At 74.4% G+C, this 12,710-nt stretch carries 14 protein-coding genes and 1 pseudogene; 6 read left to right on the top strand and 9 right to left on the bottom strand.

Annotation, left to right across the window (positions count from 1 at the left end; all coding sequences use genetic code 11):
- Window positions 1-15: 15 nt before the first annotated feature.
- Together VF468_31920 and ligD are read left to right on the top strand one after the other, a co-directional pair.
- Window positions 16-249 (top strand): annotated as a pseudogene (locus VF468_31920) (Clp protease N-terminal domain-containing protein).
- Window positions 250-718: 469 nt separating this feature from the next.
- On the top strand, window positions 719-1,615 hold the full coding sequence (gene ligD / locus VF468_31915; GenBank protein HEX5882891.1) for a non-homologous end-joining DNA ligase: 897 nt from the start codon (window positions 719-721) through the stop codon (window positions 1,613-1,615).
- Here ligD and VF468_31910 read toward each other — a convergent pair.
- A complete protein-coding gene (locus VF468_31910; GenBank protein HEX5882890.1) occupies window positions 1,609-2,196 on the bottom strand; it encodes a class I SAM-dependent methyltransferase in 588 nt (195 codons plus the stop codon). The two genes, ligD and VF468_31910, sit on opposite strands and share 7 nt — an antisense overlap.
- Window positions 2,197-2,375: 179 nt before the next feature.
- Between VF468_31910 and VF468_31905 the strand changes: the two genes are divergently transcribed.
- On the top strand, window positions 2,376-3,005 hold the full coding sequence (locus tag VF468_31905) for a GNAT family N-acetyltransferase (GenBank protein ID HEX5882889.1): 630 nt from the start codon (window positions 2,376-2,378) through the stop codon (window positions 3,003-3,005).
- 19 nt (window positions 3,006-3,024) lie between these two features.
- Window positions 3,025-3,396, top strand: coding sequence for a VOC family protein (locus tag VF468_31900; protein ID HEX5882888.1), 372 nt, complete (start codon window positions 3,025-3,027; stop codon window positions 3,394-3,396).
- A gap of 13 nt (window positions 3,397-3,409) precedes the next feature.
- On the opposite strand, the gene VF468_31895 is transcribed toward VF468_31900, so the two are convergent.
- From VF468_31895 to VF468_31865, 7 genes are all read right to left on the bottom strand, one after another.
- Entirely contained in the window at window positions 3,410-3,670 is a 261-nt protein-coding gene (locus VF468_31895; GenBank protein HEX5882887.1) for a hypothetical protein, read from the bottom strand.
- Window positions 3,671-3,758: 88 nt separating this feature from the next.
- On the bottom strand, window positions 3,759-4,469 hold the full coding sequence (locus VF468_31890; protein ID HEX5882886.1) for a laminin G domain-containing protein: 711 nt from the start codon (window positions 4,467-4,469) through the stop codon (window positions 3,759-3,761).
- Between the two features lie 133 nt (window positions 4,470-4,602).
- Window positions 4,603-5,241, bottom strand: coding sequence for an MBL fold metallo-hydrolase (locus VF468_31885; GenBank protein ID HEX5882885.1), 639 nt, complete (start codon window positions 5,239-5,241; stop codon window positions 4,603-4,605).
- 17 nt (window positions 5,242-5,258) lie between these two features.
- Entirely contained in the window at window positions 5,259-6,824 is a 1,566-nt protein-coding gene (locus VF468_31880) for a Na+/H+ antiporter (GenBank protein HEX5882884.1), read from the bottom strand.
- A 32-nt stretch (window positions 6,825-6,856) separates the two neighbouring features.
- The gene (locus VF468_31875; protein ID HEX5882883.1) at window positions 6,857-7,954 is read right to left on the bottom strand and encodes an NAD(P)/FAD-dependent oxidoreductase; all 1,098 of its coding nucleotides are present in this window, start codon (window positions 7,952-7,954) and stop codon (window positions 6,857-6,859) included.
- Window positions 7,955-8,073: 119 nt separating this feature from the next.
- A complete protein-coding gene (locus tag VF468_31870; GenBank protein HEX5882882.1) occupies window positions 8,074-9,630 on the bottom strand; it encodes a response regulator transcription factor in 1,557 nt (518 codons plus the stop codon).
- Window positions 9,631-9,649: 19 nt separating this feature from the next.
- Entirely contained in the window at window positions 9,650-10,744 is a 1,095-nt protein-coding gene (locus VF468_31865; protein ID HEX5882881.1) for a M12 family metallopeptidase, read from the bottom strand.
- Between the two features lie 432 nt (window positions 10,745-11,176).
- On the opposite strand from VF468_31865, the gene VF468_31860 reads away from it, so the two are divergent.
- Window positions 11,177-11,557: an NYN domain-containing protein gene (locus VF468_31860; protein ID HEX5882880.1), complete on the top strand. Its 381-nt coding sequence runs from the start codon at window positions 11,177-11,179 to the stop codon at window positions 11,555-11,557.
- A gap of 25 nt (window positions 11,558-11,582) precedes the next feature.
- Window positions 11,583-11,969 (top strand): response regulator, encoded by a 387-nt coding sequence (locus VF468_31855; protein ID HEX5882879.1) that lies wholly within the window; start codon window positions 11,583-11,585, stop codon window positions 11,967-11,969.
- Here VF468_31855 and VF468_31850 read toward each other — a convergent pair.
- Window positions 11,966-12,115, bottom strand: a complete 150-nt coding sequence (locus VF468_31850; GenBank protein HEX5882878.1) for a hypothetical protein — start codon at window positions 12,113-12,115, stop codon at window positions 11,966-11,968. The two genes, VF468_31855 and VF468_31850, sit on opposite strands and share 4 nt — an antisense overlap.
- Window positions 12,116-12,710: the final 595 nt, after the last annotated feature.

The raw sequence follows: 12,710 nt of genomic DNA, 5'->3' as shown, positions 1-12,710 counted from the left end.
GAGATCGGCCAGGCGCTGGGGGTCAGCAAGCAGGCCGCCCACGAGCGTTTCGTCGGCCCCGCCCTCAGCCGGTTCACCGATCGGGCCCGGGCTGCCGTGGTGCTGGCCTCAACCGAGGCGGGCCGGCTCGGCTACCGCTGGGTGGGCGCCGAGCACCTCCTGCTCGGCCTGGTGGGCGAGGGCGGGGGCGTGGCCGCCCGGGCCCTCGAGGACCTCGGGGCCGGCCTCCTCCAGCTCCGCGAGGCCGTGATCTCCGTCTACTCGGCCGGGGCCGACCCCGAGCCGCTCCCCCCGGACCGGGGACCGCCGGCCTGGCAGCCGCCGGCCGGGGCGCGGCTGCGCCAGGTGCTGCCGCTGGCCCGCGAGCACCTGCTGCCGTCCGGGGACCGGCTGGTCCTGCTGTCGCTGGAGATCTGGTCGGACTGGTTCGACCTGCGCTACGCCATCGCCTACGCCACCCCGGAGCCGCAGGGCGACCTGCCGCGGCCCGCGGTCCTGGGCCGCTGCGAGGTGTCCGACCGGGCCGGCACGGACTACGTCAACTGGCACACCATCGCCCCGGGCTTCGGCATGATCGGCATCCACCACCACACCTTCGTGCCGGCGCCGCCGCCGGGCACCGAGGTGCTGGAGCTGCGCTTCCTGCCCCCCTCGGCCGCCCCCGGGGAGGGCCGGCCGCTGGTCGTCAGCACGGTCGTCCTCTGAAGGCGCCGCAACCTTGAGCGACCGGGTCCAGGTCACCCATCCGGAGAAGGTGCTGTTCCCCGACGACGGCATCACCAAGGGCGAGCTGGTCGCCTATTACCGGACGGTCGCCCCGCGGATGCTCCCCCTGATCAGCGGCCGGCCGGTCACCATGCAGCGGTTCCCGGACGGGATCGGCAAGGGCGGGTTCCTCCAGAAGCAGGTCGGCCGCCACTTCCCCGACTGGATCGAGCGGGTCACCGCCCCCAACCGCCGCACCCGCCAGGCCACCGTCCGCGAGCAGGTCACCTACGTGGTCTGCCGTCACCCCGACGACCTCGCCTACCTGGCCAACCAGGGCTGCGTCACCCCGCACGTCTGGCTCAGCCGGACCCCCGATATCCACCACCCGGACCAGATGGTCTTCGACCTCGACCCGGCCTCGGACGACCTCGGGGTCCTGCGGGCGGCGGCGTCGTCCCTGCGCGGCCTGCTGGAGGAGCTGGGGCTGGCCGCGTACCTCAAGTCCAGCGGGTCGCGCGGCCTGCACGTGGTGGTGCCGCTGGTCCCGGCAGCCGACACCGACACCGTCAAGGTGTTCAGCATCGCCGTGGCCGAGGCCCTGGCCAACCGGTACCCGGACGACTTCACCACCGAGGGCCGCATCGCCAACCGGCACGGCCGGCTGTACCTCGACATCGGCCGCAACGGCTACGCCCAGACCATGGCCGCCCCCTACGCCGTCCGGGCCCGGCCCGGCGCGCCCGTCTCGGTCCCGCTCGACTGGTCGGAGCTGGACGGCTTCCAGCCGGGCGGCCACACCGTTCGTGACATCGCCGACCGCCTCGACGCCCCCGACCCGTGGGCCGGCATGGACGACGCCGCCTCCCGCCTCGACCAGGCCGGCGCCCGCCTGGCCGAGCTTCACTGACGCGGCGGCACCCCGGCCGCCTCCGGCACGGCGGCCGGCAGGCGCGCCTCCAGCAGCCAGGCGGGACGGCGGGCGCCCGCGCCCAGCCGCCTGCCCCAGGTGGAGTGGCTGGCGGCCACGTCGGCCGGGGTGGCCGGGCGCACCCTGGTCACGGCCAGCCCGTGGCGGCCGTAGGGGGCGGCCAGGGCGGCCAGGGTCGCCTCGCCGACCGGGCCGGCCCCGGCGCCGTGGTCGCGGTCGGTCAGCGACAGCAGCACCGACAGGGTGGCCCCCGGGCACATGACCCGGACCAGGCCGGCCAGGACCGCCGGGTCGGCGGCCAGCAGGCCGCGCAGCAACGAACCCCAGGGGAAGTGGACGGTCACCAGGCCGGCCAGGCCGTCCAGCTCCGGGGGCAGGGCCTCGGCGGCGGCCACCACGAACAGCGCGTTCGGCAGGCCGCCGCGCTCGGGCCGGCGGCCGGCCCGCCGGGACGCCTCGGCCATGGCGGACGCGCTGGCGTCGACGCCGACGACCAGCCGGTCCGGCTCGGCGGCCGCGGCGGCCAGCACGAAGCGGCCGTCGCCGGTCCCGAGGTCGATGGTCGCCGCCCGGTGGCGGGCGGCGAGGGCATGGACCTAGCCGACGTCCACGTCCTGCACGCGCCGGCCCACGACCGTCCGCATCGCTCGTCCCTCCGCTGGTGTCGTTCGTGCTCTGATGACAGTCTCGCCCACGGTGCCCGGTGTTGCCGCCCATTTCCAGGCGGGAGGTGGACAGCATGGACGACAGCGTGCCGCTCGAGATCGGCCCCCTCGACCGGGACCGGCTGGGTGAGGTCGGGGCGGTGTTCGCGGCCAGTCACGGCCGCTACCCGACCTTCGCCCACGTCTTCCCCGACCCGGCCCGGCGGGCGAAGGCGCTGCGGGCGTTCTTCACCGCCACCGTGCGCGACGCCCTCGCCGCCGGGCGGGTCGACGCCGCGGTCACCGGCGGACGGCTGCTGGGCGTGGCCGTGTGGCTGCCGCCCGGCGCCTTCCCCTGGAGCGCCGGCCGTCAGCTCCGGGCCGCCCCGGCGATGCTCCGGGTCCTGGCCGCGGCCCCGGCCGCCTTCCCGCGGTTCATGCGCCTTGGCGCCAACGCGGCCCGCCTGCACCCACGCGACCCCCACTGGAACCTGGAGACCATGGGCATCGTCCCCGGCGCCCAGGGCCGCGGGGTCGGCACCCGCCTGCTCGCTCCCGGCCTGGCCCGCGCCGACCAGGACGGGCTGGCCTGCTACCTGACCACGGCGCGGCGCGAGAACCTCCGCTTCTACGGGCGGTTCGGGTTCGAGGTCGAGCACGACGCCCTCCAGCTCGCCCCCGGCGGCCCCACGTCATGGGGCATGCGCCGGCCCCCGCGGACCTGACCCCAGCCGAGGAGGACCGATGCCCGCGTTCATCAAGAACCTGACCGTGGACTGCGACGACGCCCTGGTGGTGGCGCGGTTCTGGGCGGCGGCGCTGGGGTCGGACGTGGACGAGGACTCCACCCCGGAGCGCGCCTACGTGGAGGCCGCCGCCTGGGGCGGGCCCAACATCTGGTTCCGGGGCGGGCGCGGTCCCAAGCTGGCCGGGAACCGGGTCCACCTCGACCTGCGCGCCCTGACCAGCATGGACGAGGAGGTCGAACGGCTGGTCGGGCTGGGGGCGTCGGTGGTGGAGCGCCACGCCGCCATCACCGAGCTGCGGGACCCCGAGGGGAACGAGTTCTGCGTCGAGCCGGGCCCGGGCGACCCGCACCCGGCGTCGGGGCGCTGAGCGGGCCCGGCGGCTAGGGACGGTCGCCGGGGCGGCCGCCGGGGCGGCCGGGCGGCTCCTCCCGGGGGAGCCTGCCGCCCCAGGCGCGGAAGCCCTTGACGGTGCAGACGGCGGCGCCGACCAGGCCGACCACGGTGCCGATGAAGGTGAGCAGGATGACGTCGGTGTTGCCGGTCATCCGCATCCAGTTGGACAGGATGATCGAGCCCGCGGCCAGCCCGAGGAACGCCAGGCTGCGCAGCCCCCAGCGCCTCTGTGCCACCCGATCGGGCATGCGACCTCCTGTTCGGCTTCCCGCAGTCTAGCCCGGGACGGCGAACAGCCCCGGGTGCAGGCCCCGGGGCTGCCCGTCGCGGGCGCGGTCAGGTCGTCTCGATCCGCACGTAGTCGAGGTCACCGGAGAAGTAGTCGCAGGTGATCTCGATCTGGTCGCAGTTGCCCTTGCCGGCGATGGTCACCGGGCGGGTGTTGGAGATGGTGCCGGTGCGGTTGCGGTTCCGGCCGGTCACGACCCCGTCGATGATCATGGTCACCATCGAGGCGGTGCGCTCGCAGCGGACCGTGTGCCAGTTGCCGTCGTTGACCCGGACCGTCGAGCCGGCCGAGGCGGTGCTGCTCCCGGCCGAGCCCCGGAACAGGCAGGAGATCTTCCCGCTGGGCTGCTGGAACTTCCAGTAGCCGCCCGGCGCCCCGGCCTGGCCCTTCTGGATCACGTTGCCGAACGAGTGGGTGGTGCGCATCCGGAACTCGACCGCGTAGTCGCCGCTGCCCGGGTTCAGGGCCGTGCTGTTCGGGACCCTCACCAGGTGCTCGGGATCGGCCGGCGGGGTGTTGGGCCGCTTGTAGGGGAACCGGTACCCGGTGCCCCCGCCCGAGAGCGCCACGCCGACCTGCACGTTGGCCCCGATGGTGCCGTTGTGCCCGTTGCCGCTGCTGTCGACCATGGTCCGGGCCCCGGCAGCCTCGTTCATCTGCCAGACGGCCACCGGCCGCTCGAAGGCGGCGTGGGCGGGCGCGGCCAGCAGCAGCACCCCGGCCAGCGCCATCGAGACGGTGAGCGTTCTCCGACGCAAGTGCGTTTCCCCCTGAGCGTAGATGCCGTACGCCCGGCGTCGGCGCCGGGCCGGTCGACTCTCGCAGCAACCGACGTGGACGAACCGATGCAGCCGTACGATCTCGCTACGGCAGCGCACGTACTTCGAGGTCCTACAGCTCGACCGGCTTCCCGTCGTCCAGCACCCTGAAGGTCGTGCCCTTCCCGGCGAGCTCCTCCAGCCGGCCGTAGTGGATCTTGACGCCGGCCGCCGACAGCACCTTCTCGTGCACCGGGACGGCCACCCTTGGGCCGACCCGGCGCAGGTAGTCGACGGCGTCGGCCAGCAGCAGCCAGGGCGCCCCGGCCGGCGCGGCCAGCACCTCGACCGGCTCGCCGGGCTCGGTCAGCGCGTCGCCCGGGTGGAACAGCCGCCCCCCGACCAGGTAGCCGACGTTGGGCACGACCGGGAGGTCGGGGTGGATGACGGCGTGGTCGCGCCCGGCCACCCGCAGCCCCAGCCGGCCGAGGGTGAGCTCGTCGCCGTCGTGGACGACCTCGACGTCGGCGCCCGCCCCGCCGAGGGCCCCGGCGCTGCCCTCGTCGCTGACCACCCGAACCCCGGGGTTGCGGTCCAGCACCTGCCGCACCCGCCCGGCGTCGAGGTGGTCGGCGTGCTGGTGGGTGACGCAGATCGCGGTCAGCCCCTCCAGCCGCTCGAACCCGTCCGAGAACGAGCCCGGGTCCAGCAGCACCCGGTCGCCGCCCTCCTCCACCAGCAGGCACGAGTGCCCGAACTTGGTCAGACGCATGGCGCCACCTCCCGCGGTCAGATCTCCAGTCGGGTGTCCTCCAGGTCGAGCTCCCGCTCGATGCGGTGCATCACGTCGTTGCTGATCTTGCCCTGGTTGCGGAGCCGCACGATGGCCCGTCGCTGGGCGTCGAGCAGCTCGCGGAGCAGCCGCTGGTAGGCGAGCGAGCGGTCCTCGGCGCCGTCGTCCTCCAGGTACCCGCCGCGCGCCTTCAGGCGCCGGCGGCGGAACTCGTAGAGGCCGTGCAGCCGCTCGACCGTGTCGTCGCGGGTCCAGTCCGCCCCGGCGAGCTCGTCGAGCCGGTCGAGGGCGGCCTGGGCGGCGACCAGGCGGGCCTTGACCTCCTCCCGCTCCTCGGCGTCGTCGGCCTCGAAGTGGAGCCGCCGGATCAGGACGGGCAGGGTCAGCCCCTGGACGACCAGGGTGGCCAGGATCACCGCGAAGGTCAGGAACAGGATCAGGTTGCGCAGGGGGAAGTCCAGGGGCAGGGCGAGCGCCGCGGCCAGCGACACCGCCCCCCGCATGCCGCTCCAGCCGATCACCAGCCGCTCCCTGGCCCCGACCCGCCGCATGAGCTGGGACGGTCGCCGGTCGACCAGCCGGATCAGGTAGGGGACGCTGAACACCCACCCCAGGCGCACCGCGATCACGACGGCGCTGACCAGCGCCGCCTGGCCGACCAGCTCGGCAACGGCGGTGCCGTCGAGGTCGTCAAGGATCGGCTGGAGCTCCAGGCCGACGAGGATGAAGAGCACGGCGTTGGCCAGGTAGACCAGCACCTCCCAGAAGGAGAAGCCGAGCAGCCGGGTCGACGCCGACGCCAGCTCCGGGGCCCGCCAGCCGACGTAGATGCCGGCGGTCACGGCGGCCAGGACCCCGGACACGCCGAGCTGGTCGGCCGGCAGGTAGGCGGCGTAGCCGGTGGCCACCGAGACCACGATCTCGACCACCGGGTCGTCGAGCCGGCGCCGCACCTCGGCCACCAGCCAGCCGACCAGCAGCCCGATGACCACCCCGCCGGCCACCCCGACCACGAACCGCAGCCCGGCCTGCCAGGCGACGAAGCTCCCGCTGACCGCGGCGGCCACCGCCATCCGGTAGGCGACCAGGGCGGTGGCGTCGTTGACCAGGCTCTCACCCTCGAGCACGGTGATGAGCCGACGGGGCACGCCCAGGCGGCGGCCGATGGCGGTGGCGGCCAGCGGGTCGGTCGGCGAGACGATCGCCCCCAGCGCGAACGCCGCCGGCCAGCTCATCCCGTCGACCAGCGCGTGGGCGGCCGCGGCCACCGCGACCATGGTCGCCAGGACCAGCCCGACCGCGGCCAGCGAGATCGGCCGGGCCTCGGCCCGCAGGTCGCGGGGCGAGGAGAAGAAGCCGGCCCAGTACAGCAGCGGCGGCAGGAACACCACCAGGACCAGCTCGGGCGGCAGCTCGACGAGCGGCATGCCGGGCACGAACCCGAGCACCAGGCCGCCGAGGACGAGCAGGATCGGGTAGGGCACGCCGACCACCCGGGCCAGGACGCTCAGCCCGGCCACGGCGACCATCAACGCCAGCAGCAGCGATTCGCTCTCGTGCAACGAGCCCTCCTGGACGGGTGCTCGTTGCCACCTTAGCGGGCCGCCGGAAGGCCTTCCTCCCAAGGGACGCGGGCGGCGATCCGTTCGGCGATGTGGGCGGCGTCGCGGCCGACCCCGCCGACCAGGGACGAGGCGACCGACGAGAGGAAGAACAGGCCCACGAAGTACAGCCCGGGCTGGTCCTCGACCACGCCGCGGTCGTGCCGGGGTTCGCCGCCGGCGTCGAACACCGGCAGGTCGATCCAGGAGAAGTCGTGCCCGAAGCCGGTGCCCCACACGACGTTGGCCACCTCCAGGACCCGCCCGTCCTCCAGCAGCGGGAGGCCGTCGCGGACCCCGGCCGTGCGGGGCACCCGCTCGACCCCGGCGGCCTTGAGGTCGCGGGGCTTGACCCGGGCCAGGGGCGTGCCCACCCCCATCAGCTTGGGGCGGAGCTTGCGGCCGATCGGCGTCCCCACACTCAGCACGTGGTTGATGGCGAACCAGAACGGCGGGGTGAACAGCCGGTCCAGCCGGGAGCCGGCTCGGGTCGGCTCGCTGCCCGGGTGCCGGCCGGACAGCCACACCGGATGGGCCCGGGAGGCCTCCAGGGCGATCTCGGCCCCCGAGTTGGCCGCGCCGACGACCAGGACGCCGCCCTCGCGGAGCTGGGCCGGGTGCCGGTAGCCGCTGGAGTGGAGCTGCACGATGGCCGGGTCGAGCTCGACGGCGAAGGACGGGACCCGGGGGGTGTGGTAGGCCCCCGAGGCCACGACCACGTTGGCCGCCTCGAAGCGGCGCTCGCCGGCGGTGACCAGGAACCGGTGGCCGAGGCGGGTGAGCCCGTCGACCCGGACGCCGCCGCGGACCGGGAGCTGGAACCGGGCCGCGTAGGCCTCCAGGTAGCCGGCCATCTCGTCCTTGGTCGGGTAGTGCCAGGCCGGGGCGGGGAAGCCCATGCCGGGCAGGCCGCTGTAGCGGGCCGGGGTGAACAGCCGCAGCGAGTCCCAGCGCCGGCGCCACTGGTCGCCGACCCGCTCGCCCGCGTCCAGGATCACGAACGGCCGGCCCCGCCTGGCCAGGTGCCAGCCGGTGGCCAGCCCGGCCTGGCCGCCGCCGACGATCACCGTCTCGAACCGCTCCGGGTCCATGCCGTGGCTGCGCATCGCCGCCTCCTCGTGGGGTTGGCCCGAGCCTAGGGCGGGGACCCAGGGGCGGCATCGGGAGAAGCCCTCGACCCGGACCGCGCTGCCATGGGTACTTCTCCCCGTCAGCGGACCAGGTCGTGCTCGTAGGCGTAGGCGGTGGCGGCGGCCCGGGAGGAGACGCCCAGCTTGCTGTAGATGTTGCTGACGTGGCGGTGGACCGTCTTGTCGGCCAGGTGCAGGGCGGAGGCGATGGCGTGGTTGGTCTTGCCCGCGGCCACCAGCCGCAGCACCTCCAGCTCGCGTCCGGTCAATCCGCCGGCCCCGGGGGACGCGTCCGGGCCGGCGGCCCCGGCCAGCCGGTCGAGCCGGTCCAGGTCGGGGACGGCGCCCAGCCCGGCCAGCACGGTCCGGGCGGCGTCGAGCTCCATGGCGGCGGCGTCGGTGTCGCCGAGGGCCCGGCAGGCCAGGCCGACCAGCACCCGGACCCGCGCCGCCTCGTACGGGACCCCCAGGTCGCGCCAGGCCCGCCAGGCACCCCGCAGGGTGGCCACGGCGGCCTCGGCGTCGCCGGTGGCCAGCAGCACCGCCCCCCGGGCGTGCCCGGCGGCCGCCAGCAGGGCCGGCGTCCCGTAGTCGCCGGCGATCCCGGCCAGCTCGGCGGCGGCGTCGGCGGCCGCCCCGGTGTCGCCGGCCGCGAGCAGGATCTCGGTGGCCGCCGGGAGCAGCCGGGAGCGGTGCAGCCGGTCGCCGGTCTCGCCCAGCAGGCGGCGGATCGCCGCCTCGGCCGCCCCGTTCCGGCCCTGGGCCAGTCGGAGCAGGGCCAGCCCGGGCTGGGGCTCGTGGCCCCACCGGCTGGCCAGCTGGTAGGCGTCCGCGGCCGCGTCCAGCTCGCCAAGGACCCGGTGGACCTCGGCCCGCTGGTAGGCGGCGGCGCCGATGGCCTGCTCGTCGTCGGCCTCGGCCAGCCGCTCGGCGGCCCGGCGGGCCGCCTCCACCGCCTCCGCCCAGGCCCCGCCCAGCCGCAGGATCTCGGCCCGGTGGACCAGGCACTGGCCGGTGAAGGTCACCATGTCGGGCCGGCTGTCGCACCAGGCGGCCAGCGCCCCGGTCCACTCGCGGGCCCGGCGCAGCTCGGAGACCTCCTGGCAGACGTCGATGACGCCGCAGTAGACCCAGCCCGTCACCTCGGGCGACAGCTCGCCGGCGACGACCGCGACCATGGCCTCGTCGAGCAGGGCCAGGCCCTCGGCGACGTCGCCGCCGGTCACCGCGGCCGCCCCCTGGAGGAACAGGGCCAGCCCGACCAGGTCGGCCTCGCCGGCCTGGCGGCCGATCCCGGCGGCCCGGGCCGCCGTCGCCCGGGCGGCGGCGGGGTTGCCGGTCTCGAGCAGCTCCAGGGTCGCCGGGAGCAGCAGGTAGCCCTGCTCGGGGCAGTCGGGCGGCTCGTGCTCGAGCAGCCGCCGGGCCCTGGCCAGCCAGCCGCTGCCCTGGGCCAGCTCGCCCCGCCCGAGCAGCAGGAACCCCAGCCAGAAGGCGGAGCGCGCGGCCCGCCGGTGGTCGCCCTGGCGGGCGTGGAACTGCTGGGCCCGTTGCAGGGCCAGCATGGCGTCCGAGATCCGGCCGCCGAGGTAGGCCGTTTTCGCCTGCCGCTCCAGCTCGTCGCCGTCCAGGCGGATCACCCCGTCACGAGCGGTCGTCTCACCACAGCATGACAGCAGTCTCCCCCGAGGCCTGGCTGAAGTAGAGGCGGACCCGGAGGACGTACTCGCGGCCCTGGAAGAGCTTGAGCTGGAGGGTGGCGTTGCGGTCCTCGCCGCTGTCGTCGTCGCCGGCCTGGTAGCGCAGCTGCCCGTCGGCCCGCTCGAACAGCACCATGACGGTGTCCGAGGCCCCGAAGGTCTGCAGCGTGTACTGGCGGGTGGCGGTCGGCCGGATGACGAAGTCCCGCTGCGCGCCGGGCAGGATGGCCAGCTCACGGGACTGGAAGGGGAGCAGCTCGGGGAGGTCGGTGTCGTCGTCGGCCGGGTAGAAGGCCCGCACCCAGGCGAGGTCGCGGGCCGACAGCCCGCCGGCCGGGCGCAGCGGCTCGGTCCGGTAGCGCTCCGGCTGCAGGATCAGCCCGGCCTGGAACGGGTAGTGCATGATCGAGTCGGAGTCCCAGTTGGACCCCTGCACGGTGTCCGGCTCGATCTTGCGCAGGATGTTCCACTGGGTCTTCTCCCGCGTCCAGTTGTTGGGCGGGCCGCCCAGCTCGGCGTAGACCTTCTCCTCGTCCCAGACGATCCCGGCGTTGGGGTTCTGGTGCTCGTGCGGCAGCCCCAGGGTGTGGCCGATCTCGTGCAGGGCGGTGTCGGCCTCCCGGGGCGTCCGCAGCAGGTCCCAGCCGAAGTTCATGGTCCGCTCGTTGACGCCCCGGTCGAGGATCTGGCGGCCCAGGTAGGACCAGGAGCCGTCCCCCTGCATGAACCCGATCCGGATCTCGGCCTCGTCCCGCGAGGTGACCTCCACGAACTCCAGCCCGATGTGCTGGGCCTTCCACTGGTCGAAGGCGCCGCGGACCACGTCCTGGTGGGCCTTGTCGGTGGTCCATGGCCGCCAGTGCCTGGTGCCGTCGGACCCGAACACGTGCTCGCCGTCGGTCTCCCGGTCGAAGAAGTAGTAGTGCAGGACGGTGTGGTTCACCCACTTCGACTCGTTGACCACGATCGCCTCGACCCGCGCCGGGTCCGTCCCCGCCGGGAACTCCCGCGGCGGCACCGGCGGCAGCGAGCAGTAGGAGAAGTTCTCATCCATCGGGCGGCTCCTTTCGTCAGGCGGCCTGGTGGTAGATGCGGCCCCAGTCGGAGTTGATGCGCTGACCGGCGGGTGCCGATGGGCTCCACCGCCGTCCGCGGCCCGCCGACCATGAACCCGGCGTTCTCGTCCGGCCCGATGATGTACCGGGCGCAGGGGTCGCCGCACCAGCGGACCGTGCCGTTCTGGAAGGTGCCGGCGACCTGGAGGCTGTGGATACGGGGACCGCCGTCGCCTCGTACTGGCTAGGATCGACGGTGTTGTCGGGGAGGAACAGGCTGAGCTCGACCGAACGGCCGTCGACCCGGGCGCCGTAGTCTTCGTACATGGGAGCAAGCCAACAACATGTCGGACGAGTTGGGCAGTGACCTCGGACACGGGGCCGAGGTGCCGGACGACACAGGCCGGCGGCCGGTGTGGCTGGTCGACGGGATGAACGTGATCGGGTCGCGGCCCGACCGGTGGTGGAACGACCGGGACGGGGCCGTGCGGCGGCTGATCGGGGAGCTGGGGAGGTTCGCCGCCTTGACCGGGGACGAGGTCACGGTCGTGTTCGACCGGCGGCCGCCGGACGTCGCCCCGGGGCGGCACGGCGGGGTCGAGGTCGCGTTCGCCTCACGGCGGGGCCGCAACGCCGCCGACCACGAGATCGTCGACCTGGTCGCCGGCCACCCGGAACCGGGCCGCTACCTGGTGGTGACCTCGGACCGGCGGCTGGTCGAGCGGGTCCGCGAACTGGGTGCCGGGGTCGAGCCGTCGTCGCGGTTCCGGCGGCAGCTCGACCGGGTCCTCACAACTGACCCGTATCGGTAGGGACGGGTCGGACGCCTGGGGTTGTATGGCCAACCTCGTCCTGATCGCCGACGACGACGTGGACATCGTCCGCTTCGTCGCCCTCAACCTGCGCCTGGAGGGCTTCGACGTGGTCGTGGCCCGCGACGGCCAGGACGCCCTCGACAAGGCCCTCGACGTGCGGCCCAGCCTGATCCTGCTGGACACGATGATGCCCTGCATGGACGGCTACGAGGTCTGCTCCCGCCTGCGCAACCAGCGGCCCGACAGCCCGGTGCCGGTGATCATGCTGACCGCCAAGTCCCTGGAGGCCGACCGGGCGATGGCCCTGGACGCCGGCGCCGACGACTGGGTCACCAAGCCGTTCGACCCCGCCGACCTCGTCTCCAAGGTCAAGGACCACCTCCGCGCCCAGGGCGCGATGGTGGGCTAGCGGCGCTTGTCGAGGTAGCGCCGGCGCAGCTGCTCGATCTTGCGGCGGTTCTCCGGCTTGCTCGCCTCCACCTTGGCCCGCTCGATCACCTGCCGGCCCTGGGGGCTCTGCACGAACTTCATGATGCGCTTGGTCAGCGATGCCATCGGTCCCTTCCTTTGCGCCCGGGAGGCCCATGCTAGGGCTACCCCGGTCAAGGGCCCATAAGCGGCCGCTGCTGGAGCGGGCGGCGATACGGTGGGCATGGTCACGATGTGGCGCCTCACGCGTCCCCTACCCGCCACAGGGCGACCGCGGTGGCGGCCACCAGCACCCCCACCTGCACGGCCAGGCCGGTGGCGTCCCAGGCCCCGGTCCACCAGCCGCCCTGGAGGACGTCGACCGCCGGCGAACATGGCGGCCAGGGTGGGGAGCGACCGGAGCAGGTGGGTCGGGTACTCCAGCGACGCCCAGGCCGGATAGGCGACGCTGAAGCAGGCCAGCACCAGCAGCGGGACCCGCCGCAGGGCCAGCAGAGGCAGGACGTTGGCGGCCAGCAGGGCCACACCCAGCCCGTCGAGCGCCCGGGCGTCGCTGGCGCCGGCGGTCGCCCGGACGACCGGCCGGTACTCCGGAAGCGGTACAGGGTTGGCCGCCCGCCGCCGTGGTACCCGGTCCGTCCGGCAAGCGACGCGTGAAGGAGCAGTTCTGATGAAGGCGGTCACCTGGCAGGGCAAGCGGGACGTCCGGGTCGAGGAGGTC

The organism is Actinomycetota bacterium, assembly GCA_036280995.1.
GTDB lineage: Bacteria > Actinomycetota > CALGFH01 > CALGFH01 > CALGFH01 > CALGFH01.
This window is presented reverse-complemented; position numbering and strand designations above follow the sequence as displayed.